The sequence below is a fragment of the Pelomonas sp. Root405 genome, from assembly GCF_001425165.1.
GTDB lineage: Bacteria > Pseudomonadota > Gammaproteobacteria > Burkholderiales > Burkholderiaceae_C > Pelomonas.
Genome location: NZ_LMDU01000011.1, coordinates 102,891 through 129,113, shown reverse-complemented (window position 1 = coordinate 129,113; position 26,223 = coordinate 102,891). Strand labels below are relative to the sequence as shown.

Sequence of the window (26,223 nt, the reverse complement as noted above, 5' to 3'; positions counted from 1 at the left end):
CCACGAAAGACAAGCGGCCTGTGGGCCGCTTTTTTCATTGGGACGCCGGATGGGGCAGGGCGATGCGCGTGTCGAACTTCGCCCGCTTCACGCTGAAGAAGGCCTTGATGTTGCGCACGTTGGCGTCCTGCGTCAGCAGGCGCTGCGTGAGGGCGTGATAGGCCGGCATGTCGGCCACCTGCACGACGAGGACGAAGTCGGGGCCGGGGGAGACGCGCCAGCATTGCTGCACGGCGGCCTCCTCCACGGCGCGCGCCTCGAAGGCGTCCAGATGCTCGGCGCCCTGGCGGTCGAGGGTGATCTCAAGGATGGCCGACAGGCCCGCGCCCAGCTTGTCCGGCGACAACAGGGCCACGCGGCGCTCGACGACGCGGCTGTCCAGCAGCCGTTTCACGCGCCGTAGGCAGGTGGCGGGAGACACGGCGACACGGGCCGCCAGGTCCTGGTTGCTCAAGGAGTCGTCGCTTTGCAGGCTGTCAAGCAAGCGGAGGTCTATCGCGTCAAACCGCTCATTCATCGCTGTCATGAGAAATTAAATTTCATCTTCAATGATCGAGGAAATTTCCAATCATCAAGCGATAAATTTTGCACGCATATGCCGCCGCCGCTTGCCTAGGATGCGCCACCCCTCAACGGAGAGCTATCCATGTGCGGCATCGTCGGCGCGGTCAGTCAGCGCAATATCGTCCCCATCCTTGTCGAAGGCCTGAAGCGCCTTGAGTACCGCGGCTATGACTCCTGCGGGGTTGCCGTGCACCAGGACGGCGGCCTGAAACGCGCTCGCAGCACCTCGCGCGTGGCCGAGTTGCAGGCCCAGGCCGACCAGGACGGCATCTCCGCCGGCACCGGCATCGCCCACACCCGCTGGGCCACGCACGGCGCACCGGCCGTGCACAACGCACACCCGCATTTCTCGCCAGGGCCTAACGCATCGGTCGACAGCATCGGGCGTATCGCGCTGGTGCACAACGGCATCATCGAGAACCACGATGAGTTGCGTGCCGAGCTGAAGTCGCGCGGCTATGTCTTCACCAGCCAGACCGACACCGAGGTCATTGCCCACCTCGTCGACCATCTGTACAGCGGCGACCTGCTCGACGCTGTTCAACAGGCCCTGCCGCGGCTGAAGGGCGCTTACGCCGTGGCGGTGTTCTGCCGTGACGAGCCGCACCGCGTCGTCGCCGCCCGCGAGGGCTCACCGCTGGTGCTGGGCGTGGGCGAGAGCGACGGCGAGAACTTCGTCGCCTCCGACGCGATGGCCCTCGCCGGCGTCACCAACCAGATCGTCTACCTTGAAGAGGGTGATGTCGTCGACCTGCAACTGGGCCGCTACTGGCTGAGCCGCCTGGACATGACGACCGGCCGCTACGGCGCCGTGCAGCGCGAGGTCAAGACCGTGCACGCCCACAGCGGCGCGGCGGAGCTGGGCCCCTACCGCCACTACATGCAGAAGGAGATCTTCGAGCAGCCGACGGCCATCGCCAACACGCTCGAAGCCATCACCGCCATCAGCCCCGAGCTTTTTGGCGACGGCGCCTACCGCGTCTTCAAGGAGATCGACAGCGTCCTCATCCTGGCCTGCGGCACCAGCTTCTACTCCGGCTCCACGGCCAAGTACTGGCTGGAAAGCATCGCCAAGATCCCGACTTCGGTCGAGATCGCCAGCGAGTACCGCTACCGCGAGAGCGTGCCCAACCCGCGCACCCTGGTCGTCACCATCAGCCAGAGCGGCGAGACCGCCGACACCATCGCCGCGCTCAAGCACGCCCGCGGTCTGGGCATGAAGCACACGCTGACCATCTGCAACGTGGCCACCAGCGCCATGGTGCGTGAGTGTGAGCTGGCCTACATCACCCGCGCCGGCGTCGAGATCGGCGTGGCGTCCACAAAGGCGTTCACCACGCAGCTCGTCGGACTCTTCCTGCTGACGCTGGCATTGGCGCAGACGCGTGGCCACCTCAGCGAAGCCGACGAGGCCGAGCACCTGAAGGACTTGCGCCACCTGCCCGTCGCCGTGCAGGCCGTGCTGGCACTGGAGCCGCAAGTCATCGCCTGGAGCGAGGAGTTCGCGCGCAAGGAGAACGCGCTGTTCCTGGCGCGCGGCCTGCACTACCCCATCGCGATGGAGGGTGCGCTCAAGCTCAAGGAGATCACCTACATCCACGCCGAGGCCTACGCGGCGGGTGAACTCAAGCACGGCCCGCTGGCTCTGGTCACGGCCGAGATGCCGGTCGTGACCGTGGCGCCCAACGACGCGCTGCTGGAAAAGCTCAAGAGCAACATGCAGGAAGTCCGCGCCCGCGGTGGCCAGCTCTATGTGTTCGCCGACGGCGACACATCCATCGAAAGCGAGGCCGGCCTGCACGTCATCCGCATGCCGGAGCACTACGGCGCGCTGTCACCGATCCTGCACGTGGTACCGCTGCAGCTGCTGGCGTATCACACGGCCTGCGCGCGCGGCACCGACGTCGACAAGCCACGGAACTTGGCGAAGAGCGTGACCGTCGAATGACGTGGCGCGGGGAGGCGCGTGGTGTTGTTTCGTGCCATCAGAGTCTGAGGCCTGCCATTGAGGTCTGAGGTTCGAGACAGGGCAAACGAAGGGGCGCATCAAGCGCCCCTTTCCATTTGTCAGTACGCCCGTTTTCGTGGCGGACCAGGCTTCACGCCCTTGCTGCAAGCAGTGCTCGCGATGCTCATCACAGAACTGCTGAACGGTCTGGGTGGGGCTCTCCCGACTTAAGTCGAGCCTAAGGCGCTGCAAGCATCCCTATTGGCTTTGCTGGGAGCGGGCACTTGTGGCTGCTGAGCCTCATCGCCTGGAACAGGACCAGCAGGTGCCTGGCCATCCGCTTGACGCCCATGTCGGTATGCCCATGAATCTATAGCCGGGCTCGCTGCAGAGAAGCAGGAATCGTTCTCGCGACCCACCCATATTTAGTGGCATTCAAACCCTTGCGTTCGATACGAATGATTGCGCTACCAATCTGATGGCGATAACTTTGCGTGCGCGTGAAGAAATTCTAATGTTTTAGGTGCGAACAACCAAGGGTAACCACTCAGTTAGCGATACCAAAAATGAGGGACTGGCACGGGCTTACCCCATGCGGACGGCCGCCATGCTCCATTAGATTCGCCGCGATGGTTGTGCGCTACAACAAAAAGAGAGCGCAATCATTTTTGGCATTCGTGGTGGCCAGAAGCATCGCGGATATCGAAACGCCGCCAAATCCACAGATAACTAGGAGACAAAAATGCATGCTGATAGATCTCGAGGAGTAAGCAAAAACGGACGCCGTCCTACGCCGGTCGCGATTGCCTGCCATCTGACGGCAGCGCTGTTTGCCGCTTCGGCCGCGCAGGGCCAGGAGGCGAAGCAAGCTCTGGAAACCGTGGTCGTGACGGGTATCCGCAGCTCTCTGGAGTCGTCAACCAACCTGAAGCGCCAGGCCACCGGCTTGGTCGACGGGATCGTGGCCGAGGACATCGGCAAGTTCCCTGACACCAACCTCGCCGAGTCGATGCAGCGCATCGCCGGCGTGTCCATCGACCGCAACATGAGCGGCGAAGGTTCGCGAGTCACCGTTCGCGGCGTCGGCCCCGGCTTCAACATGGTGCTGCTGAATGGCCGGCAGATGCCGACCTCCGACGGCGCTGGGCGCGCCTTCGACTTCGCCAACCTGGCGTCCGACGCGATTTCCGCGCTCGAGGTGTACAAGACCGCCCGCGCCTCGTCGCCAACGGGCGGCATCGGCGCCACCATCAACGTCAAGACGGCCCGCCCGCTGGACGTGCGAGAGCGCATCGCCAGCATCGGCGTCAAGGCCAACTATGACCAGTCGGTCTCCCGCCTGCCGGATGAGATCTCAGGCGACAAGGTCACGCCCGAACTCTCCGGCCTCTACAGCGAAAGCTTTGGCAACCGCACGATCGGCATCGCGATCAGCGGCAGCTACTCCAAGCGCAGCTCGGGCTCCAACAACGCGTTCACCGGCAACGGCTGGGAAACCCGGCGCATCACGACTGGTACCGACGGCACTGCGTATGCGGGCGCTCCGGCCTCCAACCTGGTCAACTTTCCCACCAGCGGCTTTATCTCGCACACCAATGACGTGCGCTACCGCACGAGCGGCCTGGAGCGGGAGCGCCTCAACGGCCAGGCCGTCCTGCAGTTCGCCCCGTCCAAGGATCTGAAGTTCACGCTGGACCACACGCTGGCCATCAACGCCACCACGAACCGGGCCATCGAGAACTCCTCGTGGTTCGGCCCGTCCTTCTCCGGCAACTTGAACGGCAGCCCCCCCACGACGTTTGTCAGGGCGGGTGACGTCTCCGACCCGGTGATCCAGACGGCCACCTGGGACGGCACGCACGACTACGCGATGTACGCGGCCCTGTTCGCGAACAAGACCAAGCTGAACTCCACCGGGTTCAACGCCGCATGGAAGGTCAGCGAGAACCTGGCCATCGATCTCGACGCTCACTCGTCGAAGTCGCGCACGCGCCCGGACAGCCCCTATGGCTCGGGCAACGTCATTGACCTGGCGCTGTTCAACCAGGGCAACACGACGATGTACTACGACCAGAAGTTCCCGGTCATGGAGTCGAAGGGCCTCGCGTACGACGCGAACAAGACGACCGTCACCGGTTCCCAGTTCGAGAACAACATTTCCGACCAGGATGTCGACCAGGCGCAGTTGACTGGCACCTACCGCCTGAGCGCCGACGACAAGCTGCTCGTTGGCCTGGGCTTCACCAAGCTGAAGAACCGTTCGGCAGGCGCCAACAACTTCCACGGCGACTGGGGCGGCATCGGTCCCCAAGGCACGTTCAAGAACATGACCGTGGGGCAGTACGGCCTGTCCAGCTTCTTCAACCGCATCCCCGGCAGCGGCGACCCGCGCCAGTTCTCGACGTTCTTCGTGCCGAGCTTCGAGGAACTGCGTACGCAGGCCATCAAGAACGCCCAACAGTACCGGCCGACCTCGCTCGGTGCCGGTGCGCCGCTGAGCGCGGCCGAGGCCGAGGCCTACTTCTCGCCTTACAAGGACTTCACCAACGGCAACGATTGGCGCACCACGGAAAAGTCCTCTTCGGCGTATGGCCAGTGGGACCACTCGTTCGACACGACCATCCCGATGAATCTGTCGGTCGGTCTGCGCTATGAGCAAACCAAGATCACGTCGTCTTCGCAGGTCACTTCCTACACCGGCTCCTCTTGGTATGCGGAGAACGAAGTGTCACTGACAGGCGCCACCAGCACCTTTGGTACCAAGACGGGCAAGTACAGCTATTGGCTGCCGAGCATCGACTGGGATGCCGATCTGACGTCCGACCTCAAGGTGCGTGCCAGCTACGGTGTCAACATCGGTCGCCCCAACTTCGGGGACATGCTGGGCGGGATCGCTTTGAACCCGAACTCGGGACGCTACAACATCAACGGTGCAGGTTCGACGGGCGACCCGGCCCTGAAGCCGCTGAAGTCCAAGAACCTCGACTTCTCTGCCGAGTACTACTACGCCAAGTCGTCGTATGTGGCAGCGGGCGTGTTCTACAAGAAGGTGACCGACTTCTTCAGTACGAAGGTGGTTCAGCAGACTTTCCCGGGCCTGAACCAGCCCGCCAGCGGCACGTATTTCAACGCCGCGCGCGCCGCCGGTATTCCCGCCGACAGCCCCAAGCTGCTGCGCAACTACATCTTCCAGAACTACAACGGCCAGCCGGGTGTCACGGTCACCGACGCGAGCGACCCGACCTTCCTGAAGGGCGACATCCTGGGCACCGTCCCCGGCGCCCAGCCGCTGGTGTTCAACATCTCGACCCCGTCCAATGCCGGCGGCGACACCATCAAGGGCTTGGAGTTCAATTTCCAGCACATGTTCGGCACCAGTGGCTTCGGCATCTCGGGCAACTACACCCTGGTCCGGAGTGGCCTGAAATACATCAACAACGCCGCCTCCACCGATGTGCAGGCCCCGCTGGTGGGTGTCAGCGATTCCGCCAACCTCGTGGGCTTCTTCGAGAACGATGTGTGGTCGATTCGCGCCGCCTACAACTGGCGTGATGCGTTCCTCGCGGCGACCAACGACAACGGCAACAACCCGCGGTACACCGATGCCTATGGTCAGGTGGATGCCTCCATTGGCTACAAGATTGGCAAGAACCTCACCCTGCAGGCCGACTTGCTGAACTTGAACGATGGCTACATCCGCAGCTACGGCCGTACCAAGACCCAGCACATCTCCGCCATCCAGACGGGCCGTCGTTACCTGATCGGTGCCCGCTATCGCTTCTGAGCGTTAGGGCGACGTTGAATAAGTCCCCGCGATGCAGCGCGCCCTGGTTTGGGATGGACTGCAAGGCGCAAACCGCAGCCATAGCTCGCTATGGCGAGGATTTGCAACGCCGCAGGCCGCCCAAAGCAGGGATGCGCTGCGCGCGAGGGACTTGTTCAGCGTTGCCTTGAACCCTTGTCTGCCGGCTCCCGCCCGGGAAGGGCTTCGGGGGCCGGCAGACACCTCGATGTGCGAACGATATTTCCGGAGACGTTTTTGAAGTCCCTCCCCACCGCCTACCTGGCGCTCGCCATGGCGTTCAGCGGCATGGTGCATGCCGCCGATGCCGCTGATGCTGACGCCCAGGCCCGCCAGCTCGTTTCAAAGCTCACCCTCGACGAGAAGGTCGAGCAACTCCTCAACGGCGCCCCGCCCATCCCGCGCCTGAACATCCCCGCCTACAACTGGTGGACCGAGTCGCTGCACGGCGCCTTCGGCCCGGGCGCCACCACCAACTTCCCGCAGCCCGTCGGCCTGGCCGCGAGCTTCAACGACAAGCTCATGCTCGACGTGGCCGCCAGCATCAGCACCGAGGTGCAGGCCGTCTACGCGCTGGGCCGCCACAAGCCCAACCCGAACCGCATCGGCGGCGCGCTGAACACCTGGTCGCCCAACATCAACATCTTCCGCGACCCGCGCTGGGGCCGCGGCCAGGAGACCTACGGCGAGGACCCGTTCCTCACCGCCGAGCTCGGCAAGGCCTACGTGCGCGGCATGCAGGGGCCTGACCCCGCGCGGCCCCTCGTCACCGCCGCGCCGAAGCACTTTGCCGTGCACAGCGGGCCGGAGTCCACGCGGCATTCGGTGGACGTGTGGGTGTCGGCGCAGGACCTGGAAGACACCTACCTGCCCGCCTTCCGCGCCACGATGGTCGACGCGCAGGCCGGTTCCATCATGTGTGCCTACAACCGTGTCAACGGCGAGCCCGCCTGCGCCAGCAACACACTCCTGGTGAAGACGCTGCGCGAGGACTGGAAGTTCAAGGGCTATGTGGTGTCGGACTGCGACGCGGTCGTCGACATCAGCGTCAACCACAAGTACGCGGTCGATGCCGCCGCCGGGGCCGCTGCGGCGCTCAAGGCCGGCGTGGACAACGAGTGCAACGGCGCGACGCTGGCGCACAAGCCCGGCCTCGGCGAGCCCTACAAGGAAGCGCTGAAGCGCGGCTACATCCGCCAGGCCGACATCGACACGGCCCTCGTGCGCCTGTTCTCCGCCCGCATCCGCGCTGGCGACCTGCCTGGGCTGGCCGAGCGCCAGTTCCCCGCCGGTAGCGCCATCAACTCGTCAGAACACCGTGCGCTCGCGCTGCGCTCGGCCGTCGAAAGCCTGGTGCTGCTGAAGAACGACGGTGCCTTGCCGCTGAAGGCCTCGGCGCGCATTGCCGTCGTCGGCCCGCTGGCGGACGCGCGCCGTGTGATGCGCGGCAACTATTCGTCGGGCAACACCGGGCCCACGCTGACCGTCTTCGAGGGCCTGCGCCAGCAGTTCACGCCCGCGCAGGTGCAGCTGGTGCCCTTCAGCCCGTCCATCACCGACGGCGATCCGGTGCCGCGCGAGGTCTTCGTCGGGCCTGACGGCAGCGCCGGCCTGAAGGCCAGCTACTTCAAGCTGCAGGCCGGCTCGCCGAACGACATGGGCAAGCGCCGCTTCGAGGCCAAGCCGGTCGGGAGCCATGCCGTCGCGCAGATCGAATCGCGCCCGCAGGAGTTCACCGAGGTCGGCACGGTGGTTCGCACCGTCTGGACGGGCGCCTTCGTCGCGCCCGAGACCGGCAGCTACCGCCTCGGGTTGGCAGGGATGAAGGGCCATGTGCGCGTCGCCGGCCGCGACGTCGTGCTGGCCAGGAAGCCGACCCGCTGGGCCGAGCCCGTCGCGCTGACGCAGGTGGACCTGAAGAAGGGCGAGCGCTATGCGCTGCAGTTTGAGACGGAGTCCGGCGTCAGCGCCCCGCCGGGCATGATCTGGAAGCGCGTGTCGCGCCAGCCGGTGCCGGACCTGCGCGCCGCTGCGGCGAATGCCGACGTGCTGGTCGCCGTTGTCGGCCTCACCTCCGACCTCGAAGGCGAGGAGATGCCCGTCAAGATCGACGGCTTCAGCGGCGGCGACCGCACCAAGCTCGACCTGCCGGCCGATCAGCGCGCCTACCTGCAGGAAGTGGCCAAGCTCGGCAAGCCGGTGGTGGTGGTGAACCTCAGCGGCAGCGCCATCGACCTGTCCTGGGCGCACGGCAACGCGGCGGCCGTCATGCAGGCGTGGTACCCGGGCGAGGGCGGTGGCCAGGCGATTGCGCAGGTGCTGGCCGGCGCGGCCAACCCCGCCGGGCGCCTGCCGGTCACGTTCTACAAGAGCGCGGACGACCTGCCGCCCTTCGACGACTACCGCATGGCCGGCCGCACCTACCGCTTCTTCGACAAGCCGGTGGTCTACCCCTTCGGCCACGGCCTGAGCTACTCGACCTTCCGCTACGAGCCGGTGAAGGTGGAGGTGCTGGATGACGGCAAGGCGGCCCCGAGCCTCGTCGTGCGCACCGCCATCACCAACACCAGCACGCGCGACGGCGACGAAGTGGCCCAGCTCTATCTCACGCCGCCGCGCTTCGAGGGCGGCCCTAAGCTGGCGCTACGCGGCTTCCAGCGCCTGCACCTGAAGGCCGGCGAACGGCGCGAAGTGAGCTGGCGCCTCGACGCCCGCGAGCTCAGCTTCGTCGACCGTGACGGCGTGCGCCAGGTCATGCCCGGCAGCTACCGCGTCAGCGTCGGTGGGGGCCAGCCTGGCACCGGCGCGCCGACTGAAAGCGCCACTTTTTCGCTGGCCCAGCCGCTGACGCTGCCGCGCTGATCACCTTCTGCAAACCCATCGTTCAATGACCATGAAATCAATGCGTGCTTCCCTGTTTGCCGTCCTGCTCGCCACCACAGCGGGCGCCTTCGCCCAGGACGGCACCATCTACCCGCTGGCGCCGATTGCTGAGCCCAACGCGATCAAGCTGGGCACCGGCGGCGTCAACAACCAGCCGGCTTCCGAGAGCTGGTTCAAGCAGTGGGGCGAGCCCATGGTGCGCAACGTCACCACGGCCACGCTGACGCCCTATCTGCCGGCACCCGGCAAGGGCAACGGCACGGCGGTGCTCGTCGCGCCGGGCGGCGGCTTCCGCTGGCTGTCCATCAACAACGAGGGCTGGAAGGTCGCCCAGGCCCTGGCCGACAAGGGCATCGCGGCGTTCGTGCTCAAGTACCGGTTGCACCCGACGCCGGATTCGGTGGACGCATTCAAGCAGTCCATGGACCGCATGTTCTCCTCGTTGAACGACGCCCCCGGCGCTCCCCGTCCGGCCATGCCCAGCCTCGACAACCAGCTCGCCGACGCCGAGGCTGCCTATGCGCTCATCGTGGCGCGCGCCAAGGAGTGGGGCGTCGACACGAAGCGCCTGGGCATGATGGGCTTCTCGGCCGGCGCCGGCCTGACGATGCACAGCACGCTGAACTCCAAGACCATGAAGCTCGCCTTCATCGCCCCGATCTATGGCGGCATGGGCCCGGTCGACGTGCCCAAGGACGCGCCGCCGATGTTCACGGCCATCGCGGCCGACGATTTCCTGTTCAAGGGCCAGTTCGGCGTCGTGAAGTCCTGGTTCGACGCGGGCAAGCCCGTGGAGTTCCATCTGTACCAGAACGGCGGCCACGGCTTCGGCCTGGGCTACCCGGGCAACACGGCCAACGGCTGGTTCCCCGTGTTCCACCACTGGCTGGACGTGAACGGCTTGCTCAAAGCCAAGCCCTGATCCGATGCGTGAACTTGGAGTGAAACGCCGGTAAGGGATTGTTGGCCCCGGTTAACGGCGCATGGGTTCCTCACAGCTCGGTACGTTTTCCGTGAAGGAATGCCTAAAAGTCGCGCCGTCCCCACCTTACGAGCCGAACAATGTCGAAAATTTCGCCCCTGATCCTCGCCGCCGGCGCCCTGTTGCTGAGCGGTTGCGCCACCAAGGAGTTCGTCAAGGAGACCGTCGCGCCGGTGCAAACCAGCGTCGACAGCCTTGGCACCCGCGTGCAGGCGAATGATGACGGCATCAAGGCGCTGGACGGCCGCTTGCAGAGCAGCGAGACGCGCATGCTGGGCCTGCTGCAGCAGGAAGCCGCGGCGCGAACCCAGGCCTTCAACAACTTGCCCAAGCCGCCCGGCTTGCTGATGAGCACCGTGCTGACCGATGACAAGATCAAGTTCAGCTCGGGCCGCGCCCAGCTCACCGAGCAGGCCGGCCAGGAACTCAATCAGCTCGTCGCCAAGCTGAAAGCCGACAACCAGCCGGTGTTCGTCGAAATCCAGGGTCACACCGACTCGACCGGCCCCGACACGGTCAACGAGCAACTGGGCCTGAAGCGTGCCGAAGCGGTGCGCACGCACCTGGCCCGCGCCGGCTTGCCGCTCGCGCGGATGGCCACGATCAGCTACGGCGAGACTGCGCCCCTGACCGACAACAACAGCCGCGAAGGCCGCAGCACCAACCGGCGAGTTCAGATCATCGTGATGCGCTGAGTTGAAAGGGAGCCCCGCGCTCCCGCTCGGCCAGCTCAGCGCCATAGTTGTCTGTGGATGGCCGAGGCGGCGATGGCTGCCTGGCCTGCCGCCACGCTGATCTGGTCCAGCGCCCGCACGACATCGCCTGCCGCATAGAGCCCGTCGACACTGGTGCGCCCGTGGTCGTCGACCACGATGTTGCCGAGCTCGTCCAGCCGCACACCGAGGCCTGCCGTCAGTTCAACGCCGGGATCGATGCCCAGTGCGGCGTACAGCACATCGAAGCGGTGTTCGTCGCCGTTCTCCATCGTCATGGCAACACCGCCCTGCGGCCGCGTGTTGAGCCGCACCGGCTTGCCGGGCAAGGCCGCGACGCTTGCCCGTTGTAGCTGGGGGCCAAGTTCGTCGCCACGGCCGTCTACCGCGATGAAGCGGACCTGCGAGCTGAAGTGCCTGAGGAAAGCCGCCTCCCGGACACCATGGGGCGAGTTGCCCAGCACGCCAATGCGCTTGCCCGTGTGTTCATAGCCATCGCACACGGGGCAGTAGCGCAGCAAGCCGGCGGCCTCGATGGCGGCGGCTCCAGCTACAGCTGGCAGCCGGTCTCTGACGCCTGTGCACAGCAACACCGTCCGCGCCTTCAAGTCCTCGTGCGCCAGCTGGACATCAAACAGGCCTTCGTCGGTCAGCTGAAGGCCGCAGACATTGCCCCGTGACACCTGGCCCCCGACCTGGTTCAGATGCCGCTCCATGCGGCTCAGCAAGTCGGGCCCCGAAATCCCGTCTGGAAACCCGGCGACGTTGTTCGAGCGCGAGATGCGTCGGGCCCGGCCCGCGCCCGCATCGACGACGCGCACCTGCCGATGAAATCGCCGCAGATAGAGGGCGGCGACCAGACCGGCCGGACCGGCGCCGACGATGACGCAGTCCAGCACATCCTTGCGCGCTGCTGGCGCGCCTTCGTGGTCAGCGTCAGAGGCGGCCATGCAAGTTTCCGCAGGCGGTGTGGACGCTTGATCCCATGTCATCAGTCGTTCGCGAAAGGACCATGGTCGTGACGGACGACGATGCGGCCGAGGAAGAGGACTTCGAAGATGCACTCGGGAGCCGGACAAAACGGCAAGTCGCGGGGGGCTTCTTCGCCGCGCCAATAGGCGCAAACCATGTCGTCCAGCCGCTTGATGCCGGGGGGTGCCGAGCGCAGCACCTCGATCCACCCGGAGTCGTGCCAAGACCACCGGGCCCTGCCGCAGGGGTGCTGGCATAGCGCCAGGCGTCGCCTTCGAACCCGAACAGGAAGATCGCGCTCATCCGGCTGGGATGGCTCAGGAACTGGCGCAGACGGTGCAGCTCCAGCCGGTACTCGACGGCGTAGTCGCGCACGACATTCAGGCCGAACGGCGACAGCTGCCCCAGGAAGCCCGGGTTCTCGACGAACGGCAAAGCCGCCACCTTTTCCTCGACCCGCGCCGCCGACACGAACTCGCCCGAGCGCTGCAGCCCCTCGCGGACCAAGGGCTCGTGCATGTCGGCCCAGACCCAGAAATCGCGGGGCCCGTCCTGGCTGATGAGATTGGACCGCGGCGGCATGCGGCCGGTCGGTCCTTCAAGCGCCGCCGGCATCGCACGACATCCCTCGAACAAATGACGACATCGAATCCTCCGTCTGTTGTGACCTTGGGGCGGCAAGCGCCGTTCCCTGACGCAACGCCAGACGGCCTGGCCCAGCGTCATCGCGCACAAGCTGCTCAGGCAGGAAAGCCGATTGCCATCGACCGCCAATGCGCACCCGCTGGACCCCATGAGCCGACAGCACCTGCCCCGCCATGTGTGCTTCATCCCCGACGGCAACCGCCGCTGGGCAACGCTGCGCAATCAACCGAAGGAGGCCGGCTACGCGCATGGCATCGCACCGGGCTTGGCGTTGTTCGAGCGCTGCCAGCGCCTGGGCATCGAGGAGGTGTCGGTGTACGGCTTCACACAGGACAACACGAGGCGTCCCAGCGCTCAGACGGCGCAGTTCCGCATGGCCTGCGTTCGATTTGCGCTGGAGATCGCCGAGCGCGGCGGTGCGCTGCTCGTTGTCGGTGACGAGCGCTCGCCGCAGTTTCCGCCCGAGCTCGCGCGCTTCAGGCAGCGTCAAGGTCGCGGCATCAAGGTGAACTTCCTCGTCAACTACGGATGGGAATGGGACCTCCAAGGGCTGCGTGAGGGCGAGTGCCGGTCGTCCGACGTCTCGCGCATCGACCTCGTCGTGCGTTGGGGCGGCGGCCGGCGTCTGAGCGGCTTCCTTCCCATTCAGTGCGTCTATGCCGACATCTACGTCGTGGACTCGCTGTGGCCGGACTTCCATCCTGGCCACTTCGACGCAGCCTTGAACTGGTTCCGCGCTCAGGATCGCACGCTGGGCGGATGACCGTCGACACAGTCAGCATCCCCTACCGCGGCACACACCGACTTGCTGGCGAGCACGTCGGCGGTCGCGAACAGGCCTCCTGTCGAGAGCGTGACCGTGCACCGGCGGACGCTATTCCAGCGCCGCGGCCCTTGGAGGCGAAGCGGCGATTGGTTCGGGCGAAACAGCGGCCGGTGACTTCGGCCTCAATGGGCGTGCGTTCGTCGGTCAATGGGTCGACGATCTCGGCAACGCGCTCTCCGGTGACCACCCAGTCGCCAGGCGCCTTGTCGAACACGACGATGCCGCTGGCCCTTGCAGTGACTGGCTGCACGCCTTCGAGCGGTGTGTCCTTGCAGGGTACCGGCGCCGGCGCCGGCTCGCCGTCGACATGGCCGGTGACCCGAAGAAAGTCGACGATGGCCGTCGCATCGCGTTCAGCCAACTCGCGCGACACCTCACCCTGGCCGCGCAGTTCAAGCGTGGCGGCTAGACAGGCGAGCTTGTTGATCGGAAAGCGTCCATCAAAGTGGTCGGCCAGCTTGGCCCAGAAGCGCGAAGCCGCTTCTTCAAAGGGCGTCCCAGTGGACGAGTCGCTGGTCAGGAACGCCTGGACGCCCAGATAGCCGGCCAGCGGCCTGAACGCTTCCACCTGCGGCGTGCCGGTGTAGAGATGAACCGCGGCTTCCAGATCGCAGTGCATGTCGAGCACCAGGTCGGCGTCCACTGCCAGCGTCTGCAGCAGGCGCTTCAGGGCCTCCGCCTCGTCGGCGGGCTCCCACTCTTGCAGCAACTGACGGCTGGCGTCGCGGACGACACGGGTGTTCGCGGCAGGGTCCATGCCCAGGCGGTGCTCGATGCGCGGGACGAGGTCGTCCGCCAGGCTGCGGAAGTCTCGGTTGAAATTCTTGCCGCTTGCCAGCGCAAAGCGGCCGAACGCCGAACCTTGGATCTCTTGCGAAAGCCCGATCGGGTTGGCCATGGGAACCAGCACGACCTCACCTGCGATGTGTCCGCCTTGCTCCAACTGTTCCAGCTTTGCGGCCAGGGCCTGCGCCACCAGCATGGGCGGCACCTCATCGGCATGAAGCGAGGCTTGGATGTAGGCTTTTCGGCCGCTCTGCACGCGTCCGAAATGGCGGCTGCGCAAACGACGCTGGGTGCCAACGCTGCCAGTCGGCAGCTCATGAGATTGAATTTTCATGTGCGTGGTGAATGGCCAGGCTGGATCGCTCCTGGCAATCCACCTGCCATCTGCTGCAGCTCACCGGGCACGGCTGCTGCATGGTCCCTTGCTGGCACCTTGATTGCCTTCGGCTGCGTATCGACAACTCGCCACATGACATGCAGACAGCCAACGAAACGCGCCGCAGCGGCGCGCTCATCGCCATCGGTGGCAACGAAGACAAGGCTCACGACAAGGCGGTACTGAAGGCCACGCTCGCAGCCGTGGCGGGGGCGCAGCCGCCGTCCATCGGTGTATTGACCGCGGCCAGTCGCGAGCCCGAACGCCAGTGGCAGGCGTATCGCAAAGCTTTTGAAGATCTGGGCGCGGACGCGCATTGGGTGGACATCCGTGCCCGCGCCGATGCCGAATGCCCGCGGCGGCTGGAGCAGTTCGCGAAGCTGAACCTCTTGTTCATGACCGGCGGCGACCAAGAGCGCCTGGCGCGGCTGCTGCATGGCACGGCCACGCATCGCATCCTTGTCCGTCGGCAGCGCCACGACGGGCTCGTGCTCGCCGGCACCAGTGCCGGTGCATCCATTCTTGGCGCGTGGATGCCGGGCGGCGATGTCAGCGAAGACAGCGCCACCGCACTCGACCTGTCCGACGATCCCGTCCCGAGGGGCTTGGGATTCTTGCCAGGGGTCATCATCGACCAGCACTTCACGCAGCGCCGGCGGCTTGCCCGGCTGATGGATCTCGCCAGTCGACACGGCGGGCTTATCGGCTTGGGCGTCGACGAGGACACGGCCGCCGTCATTCGGTTGGGCGAGTCGCTCACGGTCGTCGGCGGCGGCTCCGTGACGCTGATCGATTGCCGCACGGCGCATGCCGTCGGCAAAGGCGAGCCGGTGGTGTCGCTACGCCGTGTGAACTTCCATCGCGCTCAGGCAGGGGCAACGTTCAAGGCGAGGTCGGGAACCGCCGCGACCTTTGCTGCATTCCTGCCCTAGGCGCCATCGGCGGCCCGCGCGATCCCTGCCGGCGGTCTGGGAACCCGGCTTGCTGGCAGGCAGGGCGCTCACTGCCCCGGGGCGCCCGCCCGGCTTGGGCGGCCTGAAGCGAGGAAGACCATGAGCAACGCCGACGACATCGCCCAACATTGCCCCCCACCTGCAAACGGATCGTCGAGCTACCGGCGCCGGCGCACGCGACCGCCGCTGGGCGGCCGAGAGTTCGAGCTTTGCGGCACGCTCGTGCTGGACGGCAAGCGCGTGCCAATGGGCGTTTGCTGGGTCAAGCAGTCTGCGCGCGAGGTGGCCCTGGCCTGGCGCAGCGCCGACGGCGCGGCGCTGGCCCGGGACATCGCGCCGTCCATGCTGCGACAACTGTTGGACGAGGGCGTGTTGCGCCAGGCCGCCAGCGCAAATGCAAGGAAATGATCGCGCTATCATTTCGCGCCTCCGCCAGCCCAGAAGCCCCATGAACGCATGCCAGAACGTTTTTCGGCGCTCCTTTCTGGGGCTGGTGCTGGCTGCTGCGCTGGCCGGTTGCGCCGCACCGCCGCCTGCGGCCCGGGAGGTCTGGTCGGCTGCCTGGGGCACGGCCATGCTGGCGCAGCCGGTGCCTCAAGCGGGCGCCAAGCCGGTGCCGGCGCCGTGGCGCCAGCCGATGCGCGACGTCAGCCTGCGCCAGATCGTGCGGGTGACTGCCCCCGGCTCGGTGCTGCGGGTGAGGGTGAGCAATCTCTTCGGCGATGAACCGCTGGCCATCGGCGCCGCCAGCGTGGCGCGGGTGCAGGCCCTGGACCCGCAGCCCGTGCTGGACGCGGCCTCCGTGCGCCTCTTGAGCTTTGGCGGCCGGCGTGACCTGACCGTGCCCGCCGGCGGCGAGGTCTGGAGCGACCCGGTCGAGCTGGCCTTGCCCGCGCTGGCCGACCTTGCCGTGCAATTGCATGTCCAGGCCGGCCCGCGGCAGGCGAGCGTGCACCCGGGCTCGCGCATTCGCAGCTGGGCCATGCCGGGCAACCGTGCCCGCGCTCTGGCCTGGCCCGACGCGGTGGCGCAGGAGGGCTGGTGGCATCTCGCGGCCGTTGACGTGCGCGCCCCCAAGGCGCTGCCGGTGCTTGTCGCGACGGGCGACTCCATCACCGATGGCTATGGCGTGCCGTCGGGCAGCTATCAGCGTTGGACCGATGTGCTGGCGGGCCGCCTGGCCGCAGTCAAGCGGGAGGCCGCCGTTGTCAACACCGGCATCGGCGGCGGGCGCTTGCTGCGCGAAGGTGCGGGTCCCAGCCTGGTGTCGCGCTTCGACCGCGACGTGCTGGCGCGCAGCGGCGCCACGCATGCCGTCGTGATGATCGGCGTCAACGATCTTGGCGTCAGCCACCGCGGCCGTGAGACGACGCCGGCGTCACGCGCCAAGCTGCTGGGCGAAATGAAGGCGGGCTTTGCCGACCTGGCGCAGCGTGCACGTGCACAAGGCGTCTGCCTGATCGGCTCGACGGTGATGCCCTATTCCGGCAGCGGCTACTACGCGCCCAAGGCCGAGAACGAGGCCGACCGCCAGGCGCTGAACGCCTGGCTGCGCGAGCCCGGCCGCTTCGACGCGCTGCTGGACTTCGACGCATTGATGCGCGACCCGGCCAGGCCGACGCATCTGCGCGCCGACGTCGACAACGACGGCCTGCATCCGTCGCTGGCCGGCTACCGCGTGATGGCCGAGGCCTTCCCGGTCGACCTGCTCGACAAGCGCTGCGCGAAGGTCAGCGGCCCTTGAGCTGGCGCCAGGCCGCAAAGTCCGCGGCCACGTCGGCGTCGGTCGGCGGGTAGAGACCCAGCACGCTGCGGCCGCCCAGCACCTTTTCCTGCACGTAGTCCTCGAAGACGGTCATCTCGACCGCCTCGTTGGCGATGTCATCGGCGATATGCGCCGGGATGACGATGACACCCTCGGCATCGCCGACGACGATGTCGCCGGGGAACACCGGGGCGTCGCCGCAGCCGATGGGCTCGTTGATCGCGATGGCCTGGTGCAGCGTCAGGTTGGTCGGTGCACTCGGGCGCGAGTGGTAGGCGGGGAAGGGGTATTTGGCGATGTCCGGGCTGTCGCGGAAGCCGCCGTCGGTGACGACGCCCGCCGCGCCGCGCACCATCAGCCTCGCCACCAGGATGCCGCCGGCCGAAGCGGCGCGCGCGTCCTTGCGGCTGTCGATGACGAGCACGGCGCCTGCGGGAATCTCCTCGACGGCCTTGCGCTGCGGGTGCTCGCGGTTCTTGAAAACCTCGATGCCGTTCAGGTCCTCGCGCGCCGGCATGTAGCGCAGCGTGTAGGCCGGACCCACCATGTTGGGCAGGCCGGCATTCAGCGGCCTGACGTCCTGAATGAACTGTCCGCGCAGGCCACGCTTGAACAGGGCGGTGCACAGTGTGGCGGTGCTGACGCCCATCAGCTTCTTGCGGGTATCGGGGCTCATGGCTAGTAGATGACGGGTTCGGGCACAGGCGCGCCGAACTGGGTTTCGAGGAAGTCGAAGTCGCAGCCCTCGTGGGCCTGCAGGATGTGGCGGCCGAACATCCAGCCATAGCCGCGCTCGTAGCGGGCGGGCGGCGGCGTCCAGGCTTTGCTTCGAGCGGCGAGTTCCTCGTCGCTGACTTCGAGGCGGATGCTGCGGGCCGGCACGTCGACGGTGATCCGGTCGCCCGTTTTCACCAGCGCCAGCGGCCCGCCGACATAAGCCTCGGGGCTGCAGTGCAGCAGGCAACCGCCGTAGCTGGTGCCGCTCATGCGCGCGTCTGACAGGCGCAGCATGTCGGTCACGCCGGCCTTCAGCAGCTTGGTCGGGATGGGCAGCATGCCCCACTCGGGCATGCCCGCGCCTTTGGGGCCGGCGTTGCGCAGCACCAGGATGTCGTCGCCCGTCACGTCCAGGTCGGGGTCGTCGACGGCGGCCTTCAGGCTCGGGTAGTCGTCGAAGACGAGCGCGCGGCCGGTGTGCTGCAGCAGGTGCGGCGCCACGGCGCTGGGCTTGATGACGACGCCGTCGGGTGCGAGGTTGCCGCGCAGCACGGCCAGCGCGCCCTCGGCGTAGATCGGGTTGTCGAGCGGGCGGATGACGTCGGCGTTGAAGACCTCGGCGCCGGCGATGTTCTCGCCCACGCTGCGGCCGTTGACGGTCAGCGCGCTCAGGTCGAGCTTCGCCGCCATGACCTTCATCAACGCGGGCAGGCCACCGGCGTAGAAAAAGTCCTCCATCAGGTAGGCATCACCGCTGGGCCGGATGTTGGCGATGACGCCGACATGGCGGCTGGCCGCGTCGAAGTCGTCCAGCGTGACGGGCAGCCCGGCGCGGCGGCTGATGGCGACGAGGTGGATGATGGCGTTGGTGCTGCAGCCCATGGCCATCGCCACCGCGATGCCGTTGGCGAAGCTGCCGGCGCTGAGCATCTTGGCGGGTGTCCGGTCGTCCCACACCATCTGCACGATGCGGCGCCCGCATTCGGCCGACATGCGCGTGTGGTTAGCATCTGGCGCCGGGATGCTGCTGGCGCCGGGCAGCGTGAAGCCGATCGCTTCGGCAATGCCCATCATCGTGGCCGCCGTGCCCATCGTCATGCAGGTGCCATGGCTGCGCGCGATGCCGGCTTCCATCTCGGCCCAGGCCTGGTCACTCAGGCGCCCGGCGCGGCGCTCGTCCCAGTACTTGAAGGCGTCCGACCCCGAACCCAGCACCTGGCCGCGCCAGTTGCCGCGCAGCATCGGGCCGGCGGGCAGGTAGATGCAGGGCAGGCCCATGCTGAGCGCGCCCATCAGCAGGCCGGGTGTCGTCTTGTCGCAGCCGCCCATCAGGACGGCGCCGTCGACCGGGTGGCTGCGCAGCAGCTCCTCGGTCTCCATCGCCAGGAAGTTGCGATAGAGCATGGAGGTCGGCTTGACCATGCTTTCGCTTAACGAGATGGCCGGCAGTTCCAGCGGCCAGCCGCCGGCCTGCAAGATGCCGCGCTTGACGTCCTCCACCCGCTGCTTGAAGTGGGTGTGGCACTGGTTGGCATCGCTCCAGGTGTTGACGATGGCAATAACGGGCTTGTTGATGAAGTCCTCGGGCCCGTAGCCCATCTGCAGCACGCGGCTGCGGTGGCCAAAGCTGCGGAAATCGTCCTTGGCGAACCAGCGCGCACTGCGCAGGTCTTCAACCCTCTTCATCGCCGCTCCCGCTCGTGAACTCCAGCCGCATCATGCGGCTAAGCGGCTCGCCCGGGCGCACGATGCAGCCCTGCTCGCGCCATGCCGGGTGATTCGGCGCGTCGGGGAAGAACTGCGGCTCCAACGCAATGCCGGCATGGCGGGCGAAGGGCAGCCCGTCGCGGCCGCGCGAGTTCTGCACGTAGTTGCCGCTGCAGATCTGCAGGCCGGGGTAGTCGGTGAATAGGCGCATGGCCAGGCGGCCGTCGGTCGACGTCAACTCGGCGGCGGGCTGCTCGCCGCGCGCGGCCGCGTCGTCCAGGACCAGGCAATGGTCGTAGCCGCTGCCCAGGCGCTGCTGTTCGCCCTGGCCCAGACCGTCGCCGATGCGGCGGGCCTGGCGCAGGTCGAACGGCGTGCCGTCCACGGGCAGCACATCGCCGGTCGGGATCATGTCGGGCCGCACCGGCAGCATGTGGCTGGCGGTGACCTGCAGGCGATGGTCGACGACGGGCTGCGTGCCGCCGTCGAGATTGAAGTACGGATGGCTGGTCAGGCTGACGGGGCAGGGCGCCGAACTGCGCGCTCCGAAATGCAACGTGACCGTGGCCCGCACGGGGTCAACGCGGTACTCGACCTCGACGCCCACCTCACCTGGGTAGCCCTGGTCGCCATCCGGCGAATGCAGGGCCAGGCGCAGGTGCAGCGGGCCGTGGTCGACGACGGTCCAGCTGCGGCGGTCGAAGCCGTCGGGCCCGCCGTGCAGCTGATTGACGCCCTCGTTGGCAATCAGCCGATGCTCGCGCCCATCCAGCGTGAAGGCGGCGCCGCCGATGCGGTTGGCGAAACGCCCGACGATGGCGCCGAAGAAGCCCGGTTCGAGCTGGTGATCGGCTGGCGTCGCGTGGCCGAGCACCACTTCGCGCCGGCTACCGTCGGGCATCGGCACCCGACAGGACAGCCAGCGGGCACCGAAGTCGCTGACCTGGATCTGCAGCCCCTCGGCCGCGCCCAGCGTGAAGACCTGTGGTGTCATCGCGGCGTGTAGTCGAAGTGGTCGAAGTCGGCCGTGCGCGCCGCGCCGCTGGTGTCGAAGGCCAGCATGCCGATGAAGGCGCCCGTGAAGGAGCCATGCTCGCCGCGACCGCCCTCGTCGGAGATGACGCTGGCGTCCAGCACCGGACCGACCCGCTGCCAGCCCTGGCCGCAGTCGGCAAGGAACTGCAGCGCTGCACCGTCGACATCGGCGGCGAGCTGCACCGGGCCGTCTGCAGGCAGCGCGATGGGCTCCGTCAGCGGGAACTGCAGCCGGTTGTCCGGCCAGTCGCCCGGGCAGGACAGCAGGCTCAACACGCGACCCACGCCGTCCTGCCAGGTGACGACCAGGGCGTGGAACTTGTGGCGGTTGTAGTAGTGCGTCAGGCCGGCGGCCTGCTGGTAGCTGTCGGGCGAGAAGTGCGTGATCGCCGTCTCGGCCCGGAAGCTCGCGTCCTCCTGCCGCCGCGCCACCAGGCTCTGCTCGAACCAGCTGCCGACCGACTCACGGCCGGTCAGCCGAAGCGCGCTGCCGGTCAGCGTGAACAGGCGGTCAGGCTGGGGTGTGCGCAGCCACTGGAACTCCGGCGGCAGGGCCGGGCAGTCGATGAAGCTGCGCTGGACAGCCCCGCGCGCCTTGAGTTCTGTGCCAGCGAACGGCGCCTGCACATCCAGCGCCGGCACCATGCCGCCGTGCGCAAGGTAGGGCCAGTCGTCGTCGCCCCAGACGCAGCGCTGGATGGCGGTCTCGCGACCGCGCGGTGAGCGGCGCGTGCCGGGCAGGGGCCGGCCGCAGAGGTGGGCCAGGTAGGTGCTGCCATTCGCCAGTTCGATCAGCTGGCCATGGCCGGCTCGCTGCAGCGGCGCGTCGGGCGCGTCCTTGCTGCTGACGACATGTTGCTGGGGATGCGTCTCATACGGCCCGAGCAGCGCGCGCGAGCGCGCCAGCGTCACGGCATGGCTGTAGCCGGTGCCGCCCTCGGCCGTCATCAAGTAGTACCAGCCGTTGCGCTTGAACAGGTGCGGGCCTTCGACCAAGCCCAGCGCGGTGCCGCGGTAGATGTTGGTCACCGGTCCGACGAGCTGGCGGCGCTCCGCATCCCACTCCTGCAGCAGGATGCCGTCGAAGGCCGGCGCCTTCGGCTGGCCGCCGATGGAACCGGTGCGGTGGTTCCAAAGCATGTTGAGGAACCACTTGCGGCCGTCGTCATCATGGAAAAGCGAGGGGTCGAAGCCGGACGAGTTGACGTAGACCGGGTCGCTCCATGGCCCTTCGATGGACGGCGCCGTCACGATGTAGTTGTGTGCGTCCTTGAAGTTGCCTTCGAAGCGCTTGACGTCGGTGTAGACCAGCCAGAACAGGCCGTCGGCATGCGACAGGCAGGGCGCCCAGACACCGCAGGAGTCGGGGTTGCCGCGCAGGTCGAGCTGGCTGGCGCGGCTGAGCGGCCGCGTCACCAGCGTCCAGTTGACGAGGTCGCGCGAGTGGTGGATCTGCACGCCCGGGTACCACTCAAAGGTCGAGGTCGCGATGTAGAAATCGTCGCCAACGCGGCAGAACGAGGGGTCCGGGTTGAAGCCGGGCAGCACGGGGTTGCGGATCATGGACGCGGCGCTGAGGAGCGGGTCAACCCCTGCAGCCAGACAAAAAGATTGCGCTACCATAAAGCAAAACAAGACGTTTCGCACTCAGGGCAAACCTTCCTGATTGCGTAACCATTCAATCGACAAGAAGGCGCCGTCGGCGCCGGACCGGAGACATTCGGACATGAACTTCCGATGCATGGCTTGGCTGGCCGCGGTGCTGTTTGCGGCGCTCGGCGCCATGCCGGCGGCCGCTTGCGAAGCGCCCGTTTCAACCTGCGCTCGCGATCCGGGCCGGGGGCTGGCACTGGTGAAGGCCGGCCAACCGGCGGCGGTGTTCATCGACGCCGGCGCCGACGCGGCGCTCAAGCACGCCAGTCGCAATTTCGCCGCCGACCTGGAACGCGTGTCCGGTCGTCCGGCTGTGCTGTTGAGCCGCATCGGCGACGCCAGGGCCGATGTCGTCGTGATTGGCGTGGCAGGCCAGAGCGCCGTCATCGACGACCTGGTCGCCCGGCGCAAGCTCAAACTGGACGACCTCAAGGGCCAGTGGGAGGCGTACGCCCAGGTCGTCATCGACCAGCCCTGGCCGGGCGTCGCCCGCGCCCTGGTCATCGCAGGCTCGGACCGGCGCGGCGCGGTCTTCGGCACCTACGACCTGTCGGCCCGCATGGGCGTGAGCCCCTGGGTGTGGTGGGCCGATGTGCCGGTCGACAGGCAGCACGATGTCTACCTGACGGCTGGCGCTCGCCGCGACCAGCCCCACGTCAAGTACCGCGGCATCTTCATCAACGACGAAGCCCCTGCGCTGAGCACCTGGGCGGAGAAGAAGTTCGGCGGTGCGAATTCGAAGATGTACGCGCATGTCTTCGAGCTGCTGCTGCGCCTGAAGGGCAACTACCTTTGGCCGGCGATGTGGCCGCCGCGCGCCTTCAACGCGGACGACCCACGGAACATGGTGTTGGCCGACGAGATGGGCATCGTCATGGGCACGTCCCACCACGAGCCGATGACGCGGGCGCACGACGAGTGGCAGCGCTTCAAGGGCGGCCACTGGGACTACGCCAAGAACGCGTCGCAGCTGCGCCAGTTCTGGCGCGGCGGCATCGAGCGGATGATGGGCCGGCCCGACGGCAAGCCCTTCGACACGCTCGTGACGGTGGGCATGCGCGGCGACGGCGACGAGCCGATGAGCGAGGAGACGGCGACGACGCTGCTGGAAACCGTCGTCAAGGACCAGCGCAAGATCATTGCCGACGTGACGAAGCAGCCTGCCGAGAAGACGCCGCAGATGTGGGCGCTCTATAAGGAGGTGCAGGACTACTACGACGCCGGGCTCAAGGTGCCCGACGACGTGCTGCTGCTGTTTGCCGATGACAACTGGGGGCAGATCCGCCGGTTGCCCGAGCCAGGCGCAAAGCGTGTGGGCGGCTACGGCGTGTACTACCACTTCGACTACGTCGGCGGGCCGCGCAACTACAAGTGGCTCAACACCAACCAGATCGAGAAGACCTGGCAGCAGATGGACCTGGCACGCGAGCACGGCGCCGACGCGTTGTGGATCGTCAACGTGGGCGACATCAAGCCGGTCGAGTTCCCCATCCACTTCTTCCTCAACATGGCCTGGGCGCCCCAGCGCATGACGGCGGACGCGCTGAAGGCCTACCCGAAGGACTGGGCGGCAGCCACTTTCGGCGCTGCGCATGCCGCCGAGATCGGCGAGTTGGTGACGCGCTACAGCCAGTACGCGGCGCGCCGCAAGCCAGAGCTGGTCGATGCGAACAGCTTCCGCCTCGGCATCGTCGGGCCCGACGCGCTGGATGGCGGCGACTTCGGCCGCCGCATCGCCGAGTGGGATGCGCTGGAGGCGCGCGTCGCCAAGGTCAAGGCCGCGTTGCGGCCCGACCAGCTGGATGCGTACTTCCAGCTCGTCGAGCATCCGGTGCAGGCGCTGGCCAACCTCTACCGCCTTTATTACGCGGTGGCCTGGAACCGCACGCTGGCCGCGAAGAACGACCCGCGCGCCAACGTCTTCGCCGACCAGGCGGAGGCCGCCTTCGCGCGTGACCAGGCCATCAGCGACCAGTACCACGCCATCGCGGGCGGCAAGTGGGCCGGCATGATGCTGCAGGTCCACATCGGCTACTCGAACTGGCAGCAGCCGGAGAAGAACATCATGCCGGCGGTCAAGCGCGTGGCCGGCACGGCGGACGCCGCTGCCGTGCTGCAGCAGCTGAAGCCGTCCGCGCAAACCGGGCCGTTCGAGTCGCTCGTCATCGAGGCGACGCAGTTCTCCCATTCCCACAGCGCCAAGGGCCTGGCGTGGACCGCCATTCCCAACCTCGGCCAGCACCAGGGTGCCGTCATGGCGCTGCCGCAGGGCCGCGCGGCCACCACGCTGGCCGACGATGTGCGGCTGGAATACGACGTGGACATGCCCCAGCGCGGCAATTGGGCATTGCTGCTGCACATGGCGCCCACCATCGACGTGCGCAAGGCCGGCGGCATCCGTATCGCCGTGGCCATCAATGACGCCAAGCCGCAGACCCTGACGCTGAACCTCATCCCCACCGCAGGCGCGGCCGACACGCAGCCTCAAAAGGACTGGTCCCGCGCCGTCATCAACAACAATTTCGTGCTCCGCACCGAAGCTGTCTCGCTGCCGGCCGGCAAGCACACCATCCGCGTCTGGCGCCTGGACGACAACGCCGTGCTGCAGCGCCTGGAACTGGAGCCCGTCGTCCTGGCGACGACGCCGTTGGTGAAGGGTTCGGCCCAAAGCGGCAAGTACCGCAACCTGCTGCGCGAGCTGCGGCCCGACATCACCGAGGCCGACATCACCGCCAAGCTGGACACGTACTGGCAATCGCTTTTCGAGGGCAGCCCCGAGCAGCGCATCGTCTTTCCCGCCGCCGCCACGCCGGACGGACCGGCGTCCTATGTGCTGGACGTGGGCAACGCCGACGTGCGCAGCGAGGGCATGTCTTACGGGATGATGATTGCCGTGCAGATGGGCCGCAAGGCCGAGTTCGACGCCATGTGGAACTGGACCTGGACGCACATGCGCTACCGCTCGGGCCCACGCCAGAGTTATTTCCGCTGGCAGTGCCAGCCGAAAGGATGCGACAAGGACGCCGTGCCCGCCTCCGACGGCGAGGAGTACATGGCCACCGCGCTGCTGATGGCGGCCGCGCGCTGGGGCAACGGCCAGGGCATTTACGACTACAACGCCCAGGCGCAGGAAATCCTGACCGCCATGCTGCACAAGGAGACGATGAACGGCGGCGTCAAGGACGGTGCGCGTTCCATGTTCTCGCCCCAGCACGGCCAAGTGGTCTTCGTGCCGGTGGGCGACGCGGCCGACTTCAGCGACCCGTCCTATCACCTGCCGGCCTTCTACGAGATCTGGGCCCGCCGCGCCGCCAAGCCCGAGGACCGCAAACGCTGGAGCGAGATCGCCGACATCAGCCGCGCCTACTTCAGCAAGGCCGCCCACCCGAAGACCGGCCTGACGCCCGATTACGCCCATTTCGACGGCCGCCCCAAGGTGCTGGAAGGGCACGAGGACTTTCGCTACGACGCCTTCCGCACGGCGGTGAACTGGAGCGTCGACCAGGCCTGGTGGGGCAAGAACCCGGCAGCCACCGGCCTCAGCCACAAGCTGCTGAACTTCTTCTCGTCGCAGAAGCAGCCTTACACCCACCTCTACACCGTCGACGGCAAGCCACTGAACGACGAACCGTCCAAGGGACTGATCTCCTGCAATGCCGTGGCTGCGCTGCTGGTGGATGAGGCGCAGGCCGCGCCCTTCGTCAACGCGTTCTGGGCGCTGGACCCGCCCAGCGGCAAATGGCGCTACTACGACGGCCTGCTGCAGTTCATGAACATGCTGCACATCACCGGGCGCTTCAAGGCCTGGTGAACTTGTCGGTGAGCTTTACATCCTTGCCGCGGCTGCCTCGCAAGTGCTTGCTTGCAAAGGGTGGCGTAGGTATTGCTTTATGACG

18 protein-coding genes are annotated in these 26,223 nt (G+C 67.0%); 10 read left to right on the top strand and 8 right to left on the bottom strand.

Annotation, left to right across the window (positions count from 1 at the left end):
• Nucleotides 1-34 precede the first annotated feature (34 nt).
• Nucleotides 35-517: an Lrp/AsnC family transcriptional regulator gene (locus ASC81_RS10120; RefSeq protein WP_056266063.1), complete on the bottom strand. Its 483-nt coding sequence runs from the start codon at nucleotides 515-517 to the stop codon at nucleotides 35-37.
• 129 nt (nucleotides 518-646) lie between these two features.
• Between ASC81_RS10120 and glmS the strand changes: the two genes are divergently transcribed.
• From glmS to ASC81_RS10095, 5 genes are all read left to right on the top strand, one after another.
• Entirely contained in the window at nucleotides 647-2,512 is a 1,866-nt protein-coding gene (glmS, locus tag ASC81_RS10115) for a glutamine--fructose-6-phosphate transaminase (isomerizing) (RefSeq protein ID WP_056266061.1), read from the top strand.
• A gap of 742 nt (nucleotides 2,513-3,254) precedes the next feature.
• Nucleotides 3,255-6,296 (top strand): TonB-dependent receptor, encoded by a 3,042-nt coding sequence (locus ASC81_RS10110; protein WP_082536426.1) that lies wholly within the window; start codon nucleotides 3,255-3,257, stop codon nucleotides 6,294-6,296.
• A 255-nt stretch (nucleotides 6,297-6,551) separates the two neighbouring features.
• Complete coding sequence (locus ASC81_RS10105; RefSeq protein ID WP_200946781.1) at nucleotides 6,552-9,176, top strand: glycoside hydrolase family 3 C-terminal domain-containing protein; 2,625 nt, start codon at nucleotides 6,552-6,554, stop codon at nucleotides 9,174-9,176.
• A 40-nt stretch (nucleotides 9,177-9,216) separates the two neighbouring features.
• Nucleotides 9,217-10,119 (top strand): alpha/beta hydrolase, encoded by a 903-nt coding sequence (locus tag ASC81_RS10100; protein ID WP_200946778.1) that lies wholly within the window; start codon nucleotides 9,217-9,219, stop codon nucleotides 10,117-10,119.
• 140 nt (nucleotides 10,120-10,259) lie between these two features.
• Nucleotides 10,260-10,874: an OmpA family protein gene (locus ASC81_RS10095; protein ID WP_056266050.1), complete on the top strand. Its 615-nt coding sequence runs from the start codon at nucleotides 10,260-10,262 to the stop codon at nucleotides 10,872-10,874.
• A gap of 35 nt (nucleotides 10,875-10,909) precedes the next feature.
• Here the strand turns inward: ASC81_RS10095 and ASC81_RS10090 are convergent, their stop codons facing one another.
• Complete coding sequence (locus ASC81_RS10090) at nucleotides 10,910-11,791, bottom strand: NAD(P)/FAD-dependent oxidoreductase (RefSeq protein WP_162245886.1); 882 nt, start codon at nucleotides 11,789-11,791, stop codon at nucleotides 10,910-10,912.
• Nucleotides 11,792-11,828: 37 nt separating this feature from the next.
• Complete coding sequence (locus ASC81_RS27375) at nucleotides 11,829-12,479, bottom strand: hypothetical protein (protein WP_162245885.1); 651 nt, start codon at nucleotides 12,477-12,479, stop codon at nucleotides 11,829-11,831.
• Nucleotides 12,480-12,657: 178 nt separating this feature from the next.
• On the opposite strand from ASC81_RS27375, the gene ASC81_RS10080 reads away from it, so the two are divergent.
• Nucleotides 12,658-13,272, top strand: a complete 615-nt coding sequence (locus tag ASC81_RS10080) for an undecaprenyl diphosphate synthase family protein (RefSeq protein WP_056266043.1) — start codon at nucleotides 12,658-12,660, stop codon at nucleotides 13,270-13,272.
• A 22-nt stretch (nucleotides 13,273-13,294) separates the two neighbouring features.
• On the opposite strand, the gene ASC81_RS10075 is transcribed toward ASC81_RS10080, so the two are convergent.
• Nucleotides 13,295-14,455: a succinylglutamate desuccinylase/aspartoacylase family protein gene (locus tag ASC81_RS10075; protein ID WP_082536424.1), complete on the bottom strand. Its 1,161-nt coding sequence runs from the start codon at nucleotides 14,453-14,455 to the stop codon at nucleotides 13,295-13,297.
• 11 nt (nucleotides 14,456-14,466) lie between these two features.
• Here ASC81_RS10075 and ASC81_RS10070 point away from each other — a divergent pair, with 11 nt between their 5' ends.
• The 3 genes from ASC81_RS10070 (at nucleotide 14,467) to ASC81_RS10060 (ending at nucleotide 17,194) form a co-directional block, all read left to right on the top strand.
• Nucleotides 14,467-15,429: a cyanophycinase gene (locus ASC81_RS10070; RefSeq protein WP_056266037.1), complete on the top strand. Its 963-nt coding sequence runs from the start codon at nucleotides 14,467-14,469 to the stop codon at nucleotides 15,427-15,429.
• A 120-nt stretch (nucleotides 15,430-15,549) separates the two neighbouring features.
• Nucleotides 15,550-15,858, top strand: coding sequence for a hypothetical protein (locus ASC81_RS10065; RefSeq protein WP_056266034.1), 309 nt, complete (start codon nucleotides 15,550-15,552; stop codon nucleotides 15,856-15,858).
• A 40-nt stretch (nucleotides 15,859-15,898) separates the two neighbouring features.
• On the top strand, nucleotides 15,899-17,194 hold the full coding sequence (locus ASC81_RS10060) for an SGNH/GDSL hydrolase family protein (protein WP_056266032.1): 1,296 nt from the start codon (nucleotides 15,899-15,901) through the stop codon (nucleotides 17,192-17,194).
• Here the strand turns inward: ASC81_RS10060 and ASC81_RS10055 are convergent.
• Genes ASC81_RS10055 through ASC81_RS10040 form a run of 4 tightly spaced genes read right to left on the bottom strand, consistent with a single transcriptional unit; the run spans nucleotide 17,181 to nucleotide 22,237 of the window.
• Nucleotides 17,181-17,891: a ribonuclease activity regulator RraA gene (locus ASC81_RS10055; RefSeq protein WP_056266029.1), complete on the bottom strand. Its 711-nt coding sequence runs from the start codon at nucleotides 17,889-17,891 to the stop codon at nucleotides 17,181-17,183. The genes ASC81_RS10060 and ASC81_RS10055 overlap by 14 nt on opposite strands.
• A gap of 2 nt (nucleotides 17,892-17,893) precedes the next feature.
• On the bottom strand, nucleotides 17,894-19,618 hold the full coding sequence (gene araD / locus ASC81_RS10050; protein WP_056266026.1) for an L-arabinonate dehydratase: 1,725 nt from the start codon (nucleotides 19,616-19,618) through the stop codon (nucleotides 17,894-17,896).
• A complete protein-coding gene (locus ASC81_RS10045) occupies nucleotides 19,605-20,633 on the bottom strand; it encodes an aldose epimerase family protein (RefSeq protein ID WP_056266024.1) in 1,029 nt (342 codons plus the stop codon). Before ASC81_RS10045 ends, araD begins: the two co-directional genes overlap by 14 nt.
• Nucleotides 20,630-22,237, bottom strand: a complete 1,608-nt coding sequence (locus tag ASC81_RS10040; protein WP_056266021.1) for a glycoside hydrolase family 43 protein — start codon at nucleotides 22,235-22,237, stop codon at nucleotides 20,630-20,632. The genes ASC81_RS10045 and ASC81_RS10040 overlap by 4 nt, the downstream gene beginning before the upstream one ends.
• A 163-nt stretch (nucleotides 22,238-22,400) precedes the next feature.
• On the opposite strand from ASC81_RS10040, the gene ASC81_RS10035 reads away from it, so the two are divergent.
• Nucleotides 22,401-26,138 (top strand): glycosyl hydrolase family 8, encoded by a 3,738-nt coding sequence (locus tag ASC81_RS10035; RefSeq protein ID WP_082536423.1) that lies wholly within the window; start codon nucleotides 22,401-22,403, stop codon nucleotides 26,136-26,138.
• Nucleotides 26,139-26,223 lie beyond the last annotated feature (85 nt).